Origin of the sequence: Erwinia tracheiphila, assembly GCF_021365465.1 — a bacterium.
Lineage (GTDB): Bacteria > Pseudomonadota > Gammaproteobacteria > Enterobacterales > Enterobacteriaceae > Erwinia > Erwinia tracheiphila.
This window is the reverse complement of the sequence record NZ_CP089932.1, coordinates 3433723-3449811: the sequence shown is the minus strand read 5'-3', so window position 1 is coordinate 3449811 and position 16089 is coordinate 3433723. Positions and strand designations below refer to the sequence as shown.

General features: G+C 50.6%; 10 protein-coding genes and 5 pseudogenes. 6 read left to right on the top strand and 9 right to left on the bottom strand.

The genetic code is table 11. The features are described from left to right. Nucleotides 1-82 precede the first annotated feature (82 nt). The 7 genes and pseudogenes from cysA to LU633_RS17990 form a co-directional block, all read right to left on the bottom strand. Nucleotides 83-1171, bottom strand: coding sequence for a sulfate/thiosulfate ABC transporter ATP-binding protein CysA (gene cysA, locus LU633_RS18020; protein ID WP_016190117.1), 1089 nt, complete (start codon nucleotides 1169-1171; stop codon nucleotides 83-85). Beyond that, nucleotides 1161-2034, bottom strand: a pseudogene (cysW, locus tag LU633_RS18015) (sulfate/thiosulfate ABC transporter permease CysW). Before cysW ends, cysA begins: the two are co-directional and overlap by 11 nt. Beyond that, nucleotides 2034-2867, bottom strand: a complete 834-nt coding sequence (cysT, locus tag LU633_RS18010) for a sulfate/thiosulfate ABC transporter permease CysT (RefSeq protein ID WP_016190115.1) — start codon at nucleotides 2865-2867, stop codon at nucleotides 2034-2036. The pseudogene cysW and the gene cysT overlap by 1 nt, the downstream one beginning before the upstream one ends. After that, nucleotides 2867-3883 carry a thiosulfate ABC transporter substrate-binding protein CysP gene (cysP, locus tag LU633_RS18005; protein WP_016190114.1) on the bottom strand — a complete coding sequence of 339 codons (1017 nt, stop codon included), beginning with the start codon at nucleotides 3881-3883 and terminating at the stop codon, nucleotides 2867-2869. Before cysP ends, cysT begins: the two co-directional genes overlap by 1 nt. Nucleotides 3884-4081: 198 nt before the next feature. Continuing rightward, complete coding sequence (locus LU633_RS18000) at nucleotides 4082-4699, bottom strand: RpoE-regulated lipoprotein (RefSeq protein WP_040465311.1); 618 nt, start codon at nucleotides 4697-4699, stop codon at nucleotides 4082-4084. A gap of 65 nt (nucleotides 4700-4764) precedes the next feature. After that, nucleotides 4765-5212: pseudogene (locus tag LU633_RS17995) on the bottom strand (DUF2919 domain-containing protein). Between the two features lie 62 nt (nucleotides 5213-5274). Continuing rightward, nucleotides 5275-5700: a GNAT family acetyltransferase gene (locus LU633_RS17990; RefSeq protein WP_016190111.1), complete on the bottom strand. Its 426-nt coding sequence runs from the start codon at nucleotides 5698-5700 to the stop codon at nucleotides 5275-5277. A 254-nt stretch (nucleotides 5701-5954) separates the two neighbouring features. Between LU633_RS17990 and amiA the strand changes: the two are divergent. From amiA to tkt, 4 genes and pseudogenes are all read left to right on the top strand, one after another. Then, nucleotides 5955-6753, top strand: a pseudogene (gene amiA, locus LU633_RS17985) (N-acetylmuramoyl-L-alanine amidase AmiA). A 49-nt stretch (nucleotides 6754-6802) separates the two neighbouring features. Next, a complete protein-coding gene (hemF, locus tag LU633_RS17980) occupies nucleotides 6803-7711 on the top strand; it encodes an oxygen-dependent coproporphyrinogen oxidase (RefSeq protein ID WP_016190109.1) in 909 nt (302 codons plus the stop codon). Nucleotides 7712-8173: 462 nt separating this feature from the next. After that, nucleotides 8174-9124 (top strand): transaldolase, encoded by a 951-nt coding sequence (gene tal, locus LU633_RS17975; protein WP_016190108.1) that lies wholly within the window; start codon nucleotides 8174-8176, stop codon nucleotides 9122-9124. Between the two features lie 60 nt (nucleotides 9125-9184). Further along, nucleotides 9185-11185 (top strand): transketolase, encoded by a 2001-nt coding sequence (tkt, locus tag LU633_RS17970; protein WP_016190107.1) that lies wholly within the window; start codon nucleotides 9185-9187, stop codon nucleotides 11183-11185. A gap of 224 nt (nucleotides 11186-11409) precedes the next feature. On the opposite strand, the gene LU633_RS17965 is transcribed toward tkt, so the two are convergent. Further along, nucleotides 11410-12522, bottom strand: a complete 1113-nt coding sequence (locus LU633_RS17965; RefSeq protein WP_016190106.1) for a DUF1176 domain-containing protein — start codon at nucleotides 12520-12522, stop codon at nucleotides 11410-11412. A gap of 1092 nt (nucleotides 12523-13614) precedes the next feature. Between LU633_RS17965 and LU633_RS17960 the strand changes: the two are divergent. Further along, a pseudogene (locus LU633_RS17960) lies at nucleotides 13615-14304 on the top strand (IS5 family transposase); the annotation flags it as partial. Nucleotides 14305-14427: 123 nt separating this feature from the next. After that, nucleotides 14428-14625, top strand: a pseudogene (locus LU633_RS17955) (integrase core domain-containing protein); the annotation flags it as partial. Nucleotides 14626-14814: 189 nt separating this feature from the next. On the opposite strand, the gene LU633_RS17945 reads toward LU633_RS17955, so the two are convergent. Continuing rightward, entirely contained in the window at nucleotides 14815-16065 is a 1251-nt protein-coding gene (locus LU633_RS17945) for a mechanosensitive ion channel family protein (RefSeq protein ID WP_016190101.1), read from the bottom strand. Between the last annotated feature and the right edge of the window lie 24 nt (nucleotides 16066-16089).

Below are 16089 nucleotides of genomic sequence, written 5' to 3'. Positions count from 1 at the left end.
GTGCCATGCCCTTTCCACAGGAGACGATTTGAAACTGGCAAAAAAAGTCAGGCAAGCCTGACATTGTAGTATGCAAAAAGTATCAGGCGCTTTGCGCAAAGGCAACCTGTCGCAGGGGAGTCCCACCTTTGTAGATACGGGCCTGTTGCAAACCGATAAAAAGCTGTTCACCCCGAATGGGGGCCGTATGTTGCCCTTCCATTACCACCGCTACAGCCTGCCGGCTCCAACCGACAGGTTGAACGAGCAACTGCCAGTAATGACCTCTCGGGCTAATCTCAACGACCTGAACCGGCAGCGGCGTTTCCAGACTGCTCTGGCGGCTGAGATCAATTTCCCAGGGGCGTAAAAATAGCTCAACCTCCCCCTGATGGGCGGAGGTGTAGCCTAATGGCCAGTGGTGTGCGCCGGCGTGAAACTGGGAACCGTGGACATGTCCATCAAATCGATTCACTTCGCCAAGAAACTCAAGCACAAAGCGAGTGGCGGGCTCACGCCAGACCTCATCCGGCGCACCGACTTGTTCAATATTGCCTTGGCTCATCACCACCACGCGGTCAGCAACTTCCATCGCCTCTTCCTGATCGTGGGTGACAAACACACTGGTGAACTTAAGTTCTTCGTGGAGCTGACGCAACCAGCGGCGCAGCTCTTTTCGCACCTGAGAATCAAGCGCACCAAAAGGCTCATCAAGCAGCAGGATTTGCGGCTCAACAGCAAGGGCGCGGGCCAGCGCTACCCGTTGCTTCTGTCCACCGGACAGTTGCGCCGGATAACGTGCGGCAAGATGGTTGAGCTGTACCATTTCCAGCAGTTGCAGGACCTTCTCTTTGATTGCCCCAGTGGAGGGACGCTCACGACGTGGCAGCACCGTCAGCCCGAAAGCAATGTTGTCGAAGACCGTCATATGGCGAAACAGTGCATAGTGCTGAAACACAAAGCCAACCCGGCGATCCCTGGCGTGAACCTGACTGACATCATTACCGTGAAAACTCAGGCGGCCACTGTTTTGACTTTCCAGACCCGCGATAATACGTAATAACGTGGTTTTACCCGAGCCGGACGGCCCAAGTAACGCCACCATCTGACCAGAGGGAATATCCAGTGAGATATCGTTCAGCACCGGAGTCGACCCAAAGGATTTATTAATCTTAGAAATATCAATACTCATGATTTCCCCTCCGGTTACACACGCCCGTTCTGACGCTCAAGCCGCCATTGCAGTGCACTTTTCAGAAACAGTGTAACGATGGCTATCAGCGTCAGCAGGCCTGCCGCAGTAAAAGCGCCTACGGTATTATAATCCTGATGCAAGAGTTCAACCTGTAATGGCAGTGTATAGGTTTCGCCGCGTATCGATCCTGACACCACTGACACCGCGCCGAATTCACCAATAGCCCTGGCGTTAGTCAGCACCAGCCCATACAGCAGCGCCCAGCGAATGTTCGGCAAAGTGACCCGCCAGAACATTTTCCATCCGGATGCCCCCAACAGCACAGCAGCTTCATCTTCACTGCTGCCCTGACTCAGCATCACAGGGACCAGTTCACGCACCACAAATGGACAGGTGACAAAAATGGTTACCATCACCATGCCGGGCCACGAAAACATAAGCTGGATATTGTGTGCATCCAGCCAGCCACCGACCGGACCGTTAACGCCCCAGAACAGCAGGTACATCAGCCCCGCGACGACGGGTGAGACGGCAAAAGGGATATCAAACAGCGTCAGCAGCAGCTGGCGACCACGGAAGTGAAAACGCGTAACCAGCCAGGCCAGTAATGTACCGAACACCAGATTTACGGGAACCGTGATTAAGGCTACCAGTACCGTCAGCCAGATAGCGTGGAGCATATCGCCCTCTTTCAGGTTGCTGAACGCCGCAGCAATCCCCTGTTCGAAAGCGCTGGCAAAAATAGCAATCAGCGGCACCACCTGCAGTCCGACAGAAATGGCCACACCCAGCGCAATAAGTAGCCATTTACCGCCACTGTTGCGACTGCGTATTCCCGTATTGCGTGCTGAAGAAGCCATTAAGCACCTCCCAGGCGGCGGCCAAAGCGGCCTTGCAAAATATTGATAGCAAACAGCAGCAGCAGAGACGCTGCAAGGATGACCGAAGCAATCGCGCTGGCTGCCGGATAATCAAACTCCTGAAGACGAACAAAAATCATCAGCGATGTCACTTCTGTTTTCCAGGCAATATTACCGGCAATAAAGATAACGGCACCGAACTCACCAATACTCCGGGTGAAGGAAAGTGCCGTACCGGCCAGCAGTGCCGGAGCAATCTCCGGCAGCACCACGCGGCGGAAACTTTGAAGCGGGCTGGCCCCTAAAGTTTCCGCCGCCTCTTCATATTCCGGTTCCAACTCTTCCAACACCGGTTGCACCGTGCGTACCACAAACGGGATGCTGGTAAATGCCATTGCCACAGCGATACCGAGCCAGGTGTAGGAAACCTTAATGTCAAACTGCGCCAGCCACTGTCCGTACCAGCCATTGGCTGAGAACAGTCCAGCCAGAGTCAGGCCCGCCACCGCTGTCGGCAGTGCGAAAGGTAAATCCATTAAGCCATCAAGCAGTGCGCGGCCGGGAAAACGGTAACGGGTAAGAATCCATGCCATTAACATGCCAAAAAAAGCGTTGAAGACCGAGGCCACGCCCGCTGACAGCAGCGTCACTTTGTAGGCAGCCACCATCTGAGGATTGGTGATCACCTGGCAGTATTGCGCCAGCGTCATATGCGATAATTGCATCAGCAGCGCGCTTATCGGCAGAAGCAGTATCAGACAGGTGAAAAACAGGCTGCTGCCCAGGCTGATACCAAAACCGGGCAGCACACGCTTACTTTTAGTGGTAAACATCACTGACGTCCTGCTGCTAACAACTTGTCAAGTTCGCCACCGCTGGCAAACTGCGTTTTCATTACCTCTTCCCAACTGCCAAACATCTCCTCGACCTGAAATAACGTCACGTCAGGAAACCGATTTTTCTGTTCGGCCATCAGCGTGGGGTTATTAACCCGATAATAGAAACCAGCAATGATCTGTTGCGCGGGAAGGGTATAAAGATAGTTCAGATAGGCTTTAGCTGCTTTTTCCGTATGGCGGGCAGCCACGTTTTTATCAATCCAGGTAACCGGAAATTCAGCGAGAATATTGTTTTTGGGAACAATAATTTCATAGCCATCATCAGGGTACTGATTGCGGATATTGTTCACTTCAGATTCAAAGCTGATTAGTACGTCGCCCTGCCTCCGCTCAACAAAGGTGGTCGTCGCCCCCCTCCCACCCGTGTCGAAAACCTCGACATTTTTCAAAAGCTGAGTCATAAACTGTGCAGTCTTTATCTGATCGTTACCGTCTGCCAGCTTTGCTGCCCCCATCGCAGCCAGGTAAGTGTAGCGACCATTACCGGATGTTTTAGGATTAGGGAAAACCAGCTTCACATCGTCACGCACCAGATCCTGCCAGTCGTGGATGTGCTTAGGGTTGCCCTTACGCACCAGAAAAGCCATGGTCGAGTAAAATGGAGAGCTGTTATGCGGCAGACGTTTTTGCCAGTCAGCCGGGAGCAGGTTGCCACGCTCGTGCAAGATCTGGACATCCGTTACCTGGTTATACGTCACTACGTCAGCTTTCATGCCTTGTAAAATTGCCAGTGCCTGTTTTGATGAGCCAGCATGAGACTGGCTGATTACCAACCTGTCGCCGTTATTTTCTGCAGTCCATTGTTGTTCGAAAGTTTTATTCAATGCGACAAACAGTTCACGCGATACGTCATAAGAGCTGTTAAGCAGTCCGGTTGCCTGGGCTCCCGAAATGAGTAACAGAGAAAAAGCCGAGCCTGTGAAAAACTTTTTCAAAACGGGTAGCGTCATGTTGTCCTCTGGAAACTGAGTCCGGCTCACGGCCAGACAGACGGTCAGTTTATTTATAACCTCATAAAAAGCAGTAACAGTTTTATATACCGTTTGGTGATTTAGAAGTCTAAAACGCTATAAGCGTCCGGGTTTGCTTATGAGCAGAACCACATTAGAAAGGCGAGGGGGCCGTAGCTTAACGGCCCTGAAGGGGCTTTATTTACGCCAGATAATTTTACTGATGGTCCATTTTTTAAGCGTTTCGTCAGCGGGCAGTAAACCGTCCGGGCCATGCCATTCGCCGCTGAACAGATAACTGATATGTTGGCTATCGGGAGCCTTGCACTCAACGCCGTCACTGTTATTGCCAGTGCCTTTCTGACAGGCACCAAACGCTTTGTTGTAGAGTTCTCTGAATGGTGTACCGATTTTTTTACCCTCGGACATGCACACCGCAGGGTCGGCGATCTCAATGCGGTTAACCGTCGCGTTACCGTTAACTTCAACACGAACATTGCCATCCTCAATGCCCTGAAAGAAGCTCACCACGTTACCCTTTTCACTGCGCATGCCTTTTCGCAATTTATATTTATCTTTCAGCCCGGCACTGATTGCGTCTGCTGTCATCGGCGTGCTGCCGTCCAGTTTGCCAACGCCCTGCTCGGTCACCTGCAAAGAGGAACCAAACCAGTTCCACGGCGCGGCCGCGAACCAGGACCAGCTCAGGGAATTCCACCAGCCTGTCTGGCTCTTCTCCCCCTGGGAAGCACCTGAGCTGGCACAGCCAGCCATCATTAATGCAGCAGCCATTACTATCGGGCGAACACTCTTCATTACAACTCCGGTCATAGTAAGCAAAGATAATTTCACGCTTTGGAGTACGATTCGGTAAAAAAGTTTTATCCGCCAGGCAGGGCAGGATCGAAACAGTCGCGCATGCGACGACTAAAGAGCAGATAAAACAGCCCGGACAGATCCATAAAAGTAAACAGGACCACCAGCGGTGAAAGTGGGCCATCTTCCTGCCACGGCTGCTGAAATATTGTCGCCAGCAATGTCAGACACAGTACCCAGCGCCAATATCGCCAGAGCTGCGCAAAGCGCTGGCGATAGCCCGTGAGCACCAACCCCAGTGCGGCGGGCACCCCCAGTCCAAGGCCAATCCAGAAAGCCTGGTGATCGGGATAAAATAGCTCAAGCAGTGACGCGCCCTGCTGTCGGGAAGCACCCGCCATAACAAACAGCAGCCAGGTCAGCGCCTGAAGCAATAAAATGCGCCAAAAGACAGCGGGCAACTTCAAGTTGCCCACGAGCATCATAGTTATCGGGAGAGTAATCAGGATTCATTTATAATGGAGTAAGGCTGTATAACGGAGTAAGACTGGGCGGCGATAAACCCCGATGGACGGTTAATATTCGCGGTCTTCAATCAGCCGTTTACCCAATAACAGACTGTCCTGCGTTTCATAGTCGAGTTTTTCATAAAAACCCGCTACTGCATCATTCTCTTCACGCACCATCACGTTAATCTTTGGACAACCACGCGCAATCAGCTTTTTTTCCAGCCGGTTGATCAGTGCATTGGCAAAGCCGCGCCCCTGATAATCCGGATGTACCCCCAGATAGTAAGCCGAACCACGATGGCCATCGTAGCCGCCCATCAGCGTCCCCACAATTTCACCACCTACAACGGCAACCAGAAACAAATCGGGATCGTGATTGAGCTTACGCTCAATATCCATCTCCGGGTCGTTCCAGGGGCGTAATAAATCACAACGCTCCCAGAGGGTGATGACTTCTTCAAAATCGTCCTGGTTAAATACGCGAATTTCCATAGCGCTATCCTGGATGTTAAATATAATTTGCTGATTATCGCGCTTTCGTCTGACGGTGCAAGTCGCGGCACGGATTAATCATAAAAAATCCGTTTAATCTGTTAGCACACGGCAATAAAAGTAAGACGTTGAAATAGCTCCTTTCTCGCCGTAGCGGGCAGGTTGGACTATAATAAGAGGCACTTTGTGCGCTCAGGATGCCGTAATGATAAAGTTTGGCCCATTTCCCCCCTCACGTCGTCATCTGCTGCTGTCTGGCCTTATTGGATAATAAATCGGCCCGGGCGAAGGACGCATCGGGGATGCTCTCACCCCGGCAGCAGGCCCACTCTGCTCCCCCACCGGCGAAGAACACCAAAAGAATTGTGATGATTGATCCCGGCCACGGAGGAATTGACTCTGGCGTGGTAGGCAAAGAGGGATCAGAAGAAAAATGTGGTGATGGAAATTGCTAACCATATTCGCTACCTGCTCAGTACACATCCGCATATTGAAGCGTGCCTGACCCGTGAAACCGACCATTTTATCCCTCTGGGAGAACGTGTCGATATCGCGCATCAGCACGGAGCCAGCCTGTTTATGTCAATCCATGCTGATGGATTCACCCGCCCGGATGCCAATGGCACACCGGTATTTACCCTTTCCAATCGCGGGGCCAGCAGCATGGCCCGTTATCTTTCACAGCGAGAAAACGCGGCAGATGAAGTTGGCGGAGTGAAGACCGCGCAAAAAGATCATTATCTGCAGCAGGTTCTCTTCGATCTGGCTCAGACCGACACCATTCAAAATAGTCCGACGCGGGACAGGCATGTGCTTAATCAGATTCGCCCCGTACATCATCTGCACAGCCAACATACCGAACAGGCAGCATTCGCCGTACTCAAATTCCCCTCCATTCCTTCTGTACTGGTGGAAACCTATTTTATCACCAACCCGTCTAAAGAACGCCTGTTAGGCAGCACGGCTTTTCGAAAGAAGATTGCCAGCGCCATTACTGACGGTATTATTAGTTACTTCGATGAATTTGACGCCAATAACCGTCGACCCGGCTAACCCATTTTGACGTATACTGCGCCGGGTATATTTAAACTGAAGGCAGGCCATGAACACTCCCGATATTGCTCAGGTTAAGCATTTTTTGCTTGATTTGCAGGACCTTATTTGTGAACAACTTGCCCAGACCGATGGCAGTGGCACTTTTGCGGAAGATAGCTGGACGCGGGAAGCAGGCGGCGGAGGCCGCAGCCGTGTTTTGCGTAATGGTGCCGTTTTTGAACAGGCAGGCGTTAACTTCTCCCACGTTTATGGCGATAAAATGCCCGCTTCTGCCACTGCGCACCGTCCTGAACTGGCGGGGCGTAATTTTGAAGCGATGGGTGTATCACTGGTGATCCACCCGGAGAATCCCTACGTCCCCACCAGCCATGCCAACGTACGTTTCTTTATTGCGCAAAAAAACGATGCCGAGCCGATGTGGTGGTTCGGTGGCGGCTTCGATATGACTCCCTATTATGGTTTTAGCGAAGATGCCGTCCACTGGCATCAAACCGCCGCAGAACTGTGCCAGCCATTCGGTGATGATGTCTATGCGCGCTATAAAAAGTGGTGCGATGACTACTTTTTTCTCAAACACCGAAATGAACAACGTGGCATTGGTGGGCTGTTTTTTGATGATTTGAATTCGCCCAGTTTCGATTACGGCTTCCGGTTTATACAGGCGGTAGGAAAGGGTTTCCTGGCGGCTTATTTGCCCATTGTTGCCCGACGTCAATCCCTGCCCTGGGGTGAGCGTGAGCGGCAATTTCAGCTTTACCGTCGCGGACGCTATGTTGAATTTAATCTGGTGTGGGATCGCGGCACGCTGTTCGGTTTGCAGACCGGCGGTCGCACCGAATCAATATTGATGTCCCTCCCGCCTTTAGTACGTTGGGAATACGATTACCAGGTTGAGCCTGGCAGCCCGGAAGCCTTGCTCTATACGGACTTTCTCACCGTTAAAGAGTGGATATAGACGTAAAAACAGGTTGTAGGGGTTACCTGGCTCAGGGCTTATGTCTGATGGTTTGGTGTTAAATCAGCCTCAGGCATTCTCTTCATCCCGCTTACCGTTTCTCCCCGAACGCTGTCGGGCCGTCCGGGGACGGGTCGATTCCTGCCTACAGGATTGACCTGCAACAGATCAGCGCCTGTTCTGTGCTAACCTGCAAAACATACTGGATCGTCCGTACCAACGCGTAACTTTACAGAGCTGCTATAGTTAAGATTACTGTCTCTTATCTGACATTCCGTACAACCCATTGAGCCAGCCCATTACAACAATCAGAGAAAACGCATTTCCATTGAGGCAGGCATGTTGCAATGTCTGGTCTGAAAAAATCGACCATGTCAGGGAGATCCCATGCCGCTACGGTGAATATTTTCTATTCCGCGCGGCCTCGTTTGTTTTGCAGATTGCCCATCAAGGAGTTTTAAGATGAACCAGCTAGACGCACTGAAACAATACACCACGGTGGTGGCTGACAGTGGCGATATCGAATCAATACGTAACTACCATCCGCAAGATGCCACCACAAATCCTTCATTAATCCTGAAAGCTTCCGGGCTCGATGCCTACAAACATCTGATTACCGATGCAATTGACTACGCTAAAAAACAGGGCGGCAGCAAAGAAACGCAAATCATCAACGCCAGCGATAAAGTCGCCGTCAACCTCGGCCTGGAAATTCTTAAAAGCGTACCGGGCCGCGTTTCCACCGAGGTCGATGCACGTCTCTCATTCGATCGTGGAATGTGCGTGACAAAAGCAGAGAAGCTGGTTCGGATGTATGAAGATAATGGCATCGATCGGTCGCGTATTCTGATCAAGCTGGCCTCGACCTGGGAAGGCATTCGCGCCGCTGAAGAACTGGAAAAAAATGGCATTAATTGCAATCTGACCCTGTTGTTTTCATTCGCTCAGGCGCGGGCCTGTGCTGAAGCAGGGGTGTTTTTGATTTCGCCATTTGTTGGCCGCATTTATGACTGGTACAACAGCCGTAAACCGTTACAACCCTACGTGGTTGATGAAGATCCCGGCGTGGTATCAGTGCGTAAAATCTATGAATACTATAAGCAGCATCGCTATAACACCGCTATCATGGGTGCCAGCTTCCGTAAAACGGAGCAGATCCTTGCCCTGGCTGGCTGCGATCGCCTGACGATTTCCCCCGACCTGCTGAAAGAATTGCAGGCCAGTGATGCTCCGGTTGAACGTAAATTGACCCCTTCCACCGAAGCATTCAACCAGCCCACACCACTTTCTGAAGCGGCATTCCGCTGGAAGCATAATCAGGATGCGATGGCGGTAGAAAAACTGGCAGAAGGTATTCGCCAGTTCTCGGTCGATCAGCAAAAACTGGAAGATGTTCTTTCCGCCCGTCTGTAACCTCATCTCAAAATGAGCAGGCTCTTGCCTGCTCTCCGCCACAATAGCAGGGAGAAAAACATGTCTTCACGTAGAGAACTGGCTAATGCAATCCGTGCGCTGAGTATGGATGCTGTGCAAAAAGCTAATTCTGGCCATCCCGGTGCACCTATGGGTATGGCAGATATTGCCGAAGTGCTGTGGCGCGATTTTATGCACCATAACCCGACTAACCCAGTGTGGGCTGACCGCGACCGCTTTATCCTTTCTAACGGCCACGGTTCAATGCTGTTGTATAGCCTTCTCCATCTTACCGGCTATGATTTGCCGATGTCCGAACTGGAAAACTTCCGCCAGCTGCATTCCAAAACGCCAGGTCACCCGGAATATGGCTACACACCTGGCGTGGAAACCACTACCGGCCCGCTTGGTCAGGGGCTGGCCAACGCGGTAGGCATGGCTATTGCTGAACGCACGCTGGCAGCACAGTTCAACCGTCCTGACCATGAAATTGTCAATCACTATACCTGGGTATTTATGGGTGACGGCTGTCTGATGGAAGGGATTTCCCATGAGGTTTGCTCGCTGGCTGGTACGCTGGGCCTCGGCAAACTAATCAGTTTTTATGACCATAACGGGATTTCCATTGATGGTGAGGTTGAAGGCTGGTTTACCGATGATACCGCTAAACGTTTTGAAGCTTATCACTGGCATGTGATTCGTGATATCGAGGGGCATGACGCTGCGGCTATCAGTCAGGCGATTAAAGAAGCGCAAAGCGTAACGGATAAGCCGTCGCTGCTAATTTGCAAGACCACCATCGGTTTCGGTTCCCCGAATAAAGCAGGAAAAGAAGAAGCACACGGTGCCGCATTGGGGGTCGAAGAGGTGGCGCTAACGCGCAAGCAGCTCGGCTGGAACTACCCGGCTTTCGAGATCCCGAAAGACATCTATGCGCAATGGGATGCAAAAGAAGCAGGTGCGCAGTATGAAAAAACGTGGAATGATAAGTTTGCTGCATATCAGTCAGCCTATCCCGAGCTGGCAAAAGAGTTTACCCGCAGAATGGCTGGCGATATGCCTGAGGTCTGGCAGCAAGAAACGCAAAAATTCATTGAAGACTTGCAGTCAAATCCACAGAAAATTGCCAGCCGTAAAGCATCACAAAACGCCCTTGAAGCCTTTGGCAAAACGCTGCCGGAATTGCTGGGGGGGTCAGCCGACCTGGCACCGAGCAATCTGACAATGTGGTCAGGCTCAGAGTCTGTCAATGAGAATTTGGCCGGAAACTATATCCATTATGGCGTACGCGAATTTGGTATGACAGCGATTGGCAACGGTATCGCACTGCATGGCGGATTTGTCCCCTATACCGCAACGTTCCTGATGTTTGTGGAATACGCGCGTAACGCAGTACGAATGGCTGCGTTGATGAAAGTGCGTCAAATCCTTGTTTATACCCACGATTCTATTGGGTTGGGAGAAGATGGTCCCACTCACCAACCCGTTGAGCAACTTGCCAGCCTGCGCGTAACACCAAATATGAGCGTCTGGCGTCCGTGCGATCAGGTCGAAACGGCGGTTGCCTGGCAGCAAGCCATTGAGCGTCATCATGGCCCTACCGCCCTGATCCTTTCCCGTCAGAATCTGGTACAGCCCTCCCGTGACAGTGAACAATTGCGCAATATTGCCCGGGGTGCCTATGTGCTGAAAGATTCAGAGGGAACGCCTGATTTGATCCTGATCGCTACCGGCTCTGAAGTGGAAATCACCCTGCTGGCTGCGGAAAAACTCCGTGTCAGCGGCCACAAGGTGCGGGTGGTCTCCATGCCGTCAACCGATCTGTTCGATAAGCAAGATATCGCTTACCGTGAGTCTGTTCTCCCGTCTACGGTGACTGCACGCGTGGCGGTGGAAGCGGGCATTGCCGACTATTGGTTCAAGTATGTTGGGTTGAACGGCGCAATCGTCGGTATGACAGGGTTTGGCGAGTCAGCGCCAGCGGATAAACTGTTCACGGAGTTTGGCTTTACGGTAGAGAACATCGTGAGCCATGCACAAGCACAGCTCAAACCACGCTGATTGACAACCTGTAAGACATTTACACCTGAAAAGAGCATGTCTCTTTTCAGGTGTTTTTTGCCTCCTGATTCTGTACAAGATTTAAAAAATTCGTATGACATCCTGCTACTTCTGCAATTTTAGCGGCTACAGGGGCGAGAACGAATAGGTTTCCTCAGGTGTACGCTCAGTCTTCATGGTTAATTTTTCAGAAACTAAACGATTAAACCCTGCCGAATCCGTTGTCAGTTTGTCAGCGATTGCACTGTCAGGGGGACATCTCCACTTCTGGAACTACTGGCCTCGGCTGAGTGACCACTGGTCCATAATGTCGGCCAGTCGTCGCTACCATGCCATGCGTCACAGATCTGCTCCTGTGCATATTGCACCAGTACAAAAGCACCGCCAGTAAATTGCCACCGGGAAGCCACGCCACAATCACCTAATCCTCTGCCCTTACTGAAAGTGGACAGCTGACTTGTTTCAGGATCAAATTCAGCATTGACCAGCTCCATTTGTTTCATCCCGCTGCCGTTCGGTAAAAACGGCAGCGTTAAGACAATTCGTTTAGCAATATAGGGTTCCGTGCGGGTCACTTCATAGGCCAGATCGATGACGTTATAGGCACCCATTTCACAGCTTACCAGCAACAGTGCTTTTTTATCATTCAAGGGGGAAACACTCACTTCCCGCCGCTGAGGGTCAAGGGAGCACTCATCGGTATTCACCCGCCAGGTGCCAAAATCAATCAAACCGGTACTCTCCTCTCTTGTCAGCGACAAAGGAGGGTGAAAAGGAGGGACAATCACCGGCTCAGGTGGCTCGGGTGGGACGTCGCTAGCTGGGCGATTTCCTGTTTTAACCCAGGCACTAAGGGTATTAAGACGCCCTTGTATCTCATCCATTAACAGCAAGGCCGTTTTCATGCCATGTAGTGAAATCGTTGCAGCAGGACGGTAGAGAAGCTGGATGTTATCTGCATCCATGGTCTGCGCCAAAAACTCAGCAATAGAAATCGCATGTGCTGTGGACAAATGACGAGGCTGAACATCCCAGTGTTTCAGATCGGGTTTTAACCGACGCCCATCCAACAACAGATTATCTTTTAATGCAGCACCGTTTGACTCGCTGGTATCGTTGTTACCATAATCAATTCTTAACAACGCACTGTCATTACTACTCGCATGGCGACTGATTGTCATTACCAGACCATTATCTCCGGGAAAACTACGTGCCACACAATAATTAAGGTTATTACAGGTTATTTGCCAGTCCGAGAATTTTTTTTGCAATGGCTGTGCCTGCAATGAAGCAGTAAAAAAAAATAACGTCAGAAAGCAATTTATCCAGTAACGCATTGATAACGTGAATCCCTGATTAATATGGAAGAATAAATATAGCGTAACAGGCGAACATCTACAGAACGTTATCATAAAAATCAGCATAATCGCACATCAATATATTAACCTGAGCGCTATTGACAGCATTAATATGCGATTATGAACTACACGCATCATGTCAGGGGGGTGGAACTGACACAATCAGATTAATCGGACAAACATTGCGTCCCACACGCGAAGAGATTGATAATTTTGTCCACAAGCCCGACATTATTTTTATTACGCAAAAGTTCAGATGAATAAATCTCACATAATCGGGACATTATTGTGACAATGCTCACCAAATAATCTCTTTCAGAAATGTAAGCATATCCGGAAAGATATCTGATAAGAGAAAAGGTACTGTACTCCTGCCCTGTACCGGCCCTTCTCGTGCATTTATTTACCCGTAATAATCTGATTAACTTTTTTGATGAAAAACGTTAGCTCTTTTTTTCTACCTGAAATAATGTCGTTTAAAATTACACCGGACTTAATCGATCATATTGATACTTTATCCAAAACAATCAATACGTACAAATTAATTTACGCAAGGGAACACACAGGATACCACCCGCACGTCTGTTACTGTGCCCGGCTAAATCCGCGTACCACTTTATTATTCAGATAAAAAAGCTGCACTCACTTAAATATGAGCGGTTTTATAAATGTAATGAAACAATCCGTTGAGGAAATCTGTTTTGTAACCGCGTGGCATCACTATAAGGCGACATTTTCATCGGTGCTGGCAAAAACCAACAGCATGCGGAATAACAGCAATCCGAAGAGGGGTACAAGATATATTTCAGTCGGCAATACTAACCTGCAAAAAAGCACCAGGATAATAATAGTGCCTTCTGATTTTCAGTACCCTGACCGATTAAATCTGAATACCTGTCTGACCTGCTACATTGCACAATAGCGGCAGCTTTGTTAGCGAACTGAGATACGGATATTTAAAATGCATGGCAGCACTGCATTTTTTACCAATAAAGCGGCTGGGTAATACTTAGACGCTGTCCCAAAAGGCGTCATCGTATAATGCATCCCGGTCATATCTGAGGGCAAAGTATGACAGACAGTAAAGGGCAGATTAGCGATGAACTCCGGGACAAAATCGCTCCGCTTACCCCGGAACACAAAACCCGCCATCCTCCGGGTGCACGCCGAAAACGTGTTGATAATCGGGCCGCAATGAACGCCATTTTCTTCGTCCCCAGCACAGCCTGTCAGTGGAATGCACTCAATGCCACAAGGATAGGTTCATCAACTTCTGCGCCCTGGCGCTTCAAGGAACGGAGAGGCGCAGGTGTCTTCGGGCGTTTCTGGCAGAACGGATCACTGGCCTGTGAGCACCCGGACGGCACGGACTGCTCATGGATGACGGTATGACAACATCACCGCTGCCCGGGACAAAAAAACAGGACGCAACCCCACGGGCAGAGGGAAACAGGGCGTAAAGCGCACTGATGACAGATGCCGGGGGTCTTCCTCTGCCACGGGTCGTCGCAGCAGCAGACAGGCATGACATCAAACTGGTGGCGGACACACCCGGTGCTCTTCAGACGGGGCGCCCGGGGCAAAAAACCGTACTCTGCCCGGACAAAGGCGACGAAGCACCCGGGCAAAACAGACCAGCTGGGCCGTCGTGACGAGCCTTATATCCCGCCCCGTAAAGAGGAATGAGATGCCAGTAAAACCACGAACTTCATGGCCCGTCGCCGGGCAGTCGGGAGGACGCACAGCCGGATGTGTAAGTATCCCCTCAAAACGGCCCATTCACTTTTAGAGATCTTCCGACATACTGATTATCTCCTCTGAGGAGATCGCCATGCGTAAAGCCCGATTCACTGAGCACCAGCGCATCGCCGTTCTGAAATCTGTAAGCCAACACAGAACGGCTTTATCGAACGGTTTAACCGAACGTACCGGACAGAAATACTGGATTTTTACCTGTTCAGAACGCTGAAGGAAGCATGGGAAATCCCGGAGCGCTGGCTGACGGAATACAACAGCGAACGGCCTCATGGCTCCCTGAATAACCTTATGCCGAAAGAATATCGGCTGATGGCTGGAAACCCGGACGTCTCAAAAAGTGCGGGAACCAGAGCTGGGATACTTACACGAACCCCTCAGGAGTTGGAAGCCTTTCCGCAGTCCGGCGATGTTTTTGCCGTGCGCGTGGAAGTGGCAGGCATTGCCGAACCCTTGTTCAGTGCAGTTAGTACCTGATATCTGTACAGCGGACGAAGGCGTCCGCTGTGCTCCCTGCTAGAATCCTGGCACAATCCGCATGTTACGCAGATCGTTGCCTGTGGGCGTCTGGTGGACCCTCAGTCCAAACTCAGGCAGGATCGCGTATATATGATCAAAAATATCACACTGAATTCTTTCATACTCCAGCCACACGGTTGTATTGGTGAAAACATAAATCTCAATCGGTAGACCTTCTGCGCTGGGGGCCATCTGGCGAACCATCAGCGTCATTCCTTTATGTGTACCAGGATGTGCTTTCAACCAGACCTCCAGCCAGGCGCGGAAGGTACCGATATTGGTCATCCTTCGACCGTTTAGCGGCGTACTTAAATCACAGTTTAATCCGGCATTCCAGGCTGACACTTCTTCCTGTTTTCCGGCCAGATACGGCGTCAAAAGCTGTGCACGTTGCAGGGCGGTGATGTCTTTTTCATCAAGAAAAGCGATGCTGGTGGTATCAATATTGATACTGCGCTTAATGCGACGGCCACCCGATACGGACATTGGCTGCCAGTTTTTAAATGAATCTGAAATCAATGCCCAGGTAGGAATGGTAGTAATGGTGTTATCCCAGTTACGAACTTTTACCGTGGTCAGGCCGATATCCACCACTGAGCCATCTGCACCGTATTTGGGCATTTCCAGCCAGTCTCCCAGCTTTAGCATGCTGTTAGCCGATAGTTGTATACCGGCCACCAAACCGAGTATCGGGTCTTTGAACACCAGCATCAGCACGGCGGTCATCGCACCCAGCCCGGTCAGTAACACCAGCGGTGACTTGCCGATCAGTACAGAAATTATCATCAATGCGATCAGCAACGCGGCGAGCAGTTTGAGTCCCTGAAAAATGCCGCGCAGCGGTAATTGGCGGGCTATCATGCTACTTTCTGAAAAGTTGATAACCAGATCTGATAGTGAGAAAAACAGCAGCAGCCCGAAAACCATCATCCAGACCTGACTTGCCACCATCAGCACGCTGAAAACGGGTTCGTGCCCGTGTAGAAATACTTCAAGCTGAATTTGTAAAAGTATGCCTTGCATCAGTAGCGCAAAGCGGCAGAAAAGCTTGCTGTCGAAAATAATCTGTGGCCAGTGCCGCGAAGATTTAGCGGCATATTTTCGCAGCAAGGGAAGTGCGGCGCGATGCAATAAACCGTGGACAATCAGCGAAATGCATAAAATGATTGCAAGAAGAGTGAGTAGGGTAATCAGCTGTGCATGGGGCAGTTCAAAAGTGTTGAACCAGCTAAGAGTGTACTGATACATCTGTTTTTTGCTCCCTGTAATTAA

What these genes read in the sequence shown, in the direction of transcription:
- tkt (WP_016190107.1), top strand. Translation starts at nt 9,185, where the DNA reads ATGTCTTCACGTAGAGAACTGGCTAATGCAATCCGTGCGCTGAGTATG.
- LU633_RS17945 (WP_016190101.1), bottom strand. Translation starts at nt 16,065, where the DNA reads ATGTATCAGTACACTCTTAGCTGGTTCAACACTTTTGAACTGCCCCAT.
- tal (WP_016190108.1), top strand. Translation starts at nt 8,174, where the DNA reads ATGAACCAGCTAGACGCACTGAAACAATACACCACGGTGGTGGCTGAC.
- hemF (WP_016190109.1), top strand. Translation starts at nt 6,803, where the DNA reads ATGAACACTCCCGATATTGCTCAGGTTAAGCATTTTTTGCTTGATTTG.
- cysA (WP_016190117.1), bottom strand. Translation starts at nt 1,171, where the DNA reads ATGAGTATTGATATTTCTAAGATTAATAAATCCTTTGGGTCGACTCCG.
- cysT (WP_016190115.1), bottom strand. Translation starts at nt 2,867, where the DNA reads ATGTTTACCACTAAAAGTAAGCGTGTGCTGCCCGGTTTTGGTATCAGC.
- LU633_RS18000 (WP_040465311.1), bottom strand. Translation starts at nt 4,699, where the DNA reads ATGAAGAGTGTTCGCCCGATAGTAATGGCTGCTGCATTAATGATGGCT.
- LU633_RS17990 (WP_016190111.1), bottom strand. Translation starts at nt 5,700, where the DNA reads ATGGAAATTCGCGTATTTAACCAGGACGATTTTGAAGAAGTCATCACC.
- LU633_RS17965 (WP_016190106.1), bottom strand. Translation starts at nt 12,522, where the DNA reads ATGCGTTACTGGATAAATTGCTTTCTGACGTTATTTTTTTTTACTGCT.
- cysP (WP_016190114.1), bottom strand. Translation starts at nt 3,883, where the DNA reads ATGACGCTACCCGTTTTGAAAAAGTTTTTCACAGGCTCGGCTTTTTCT.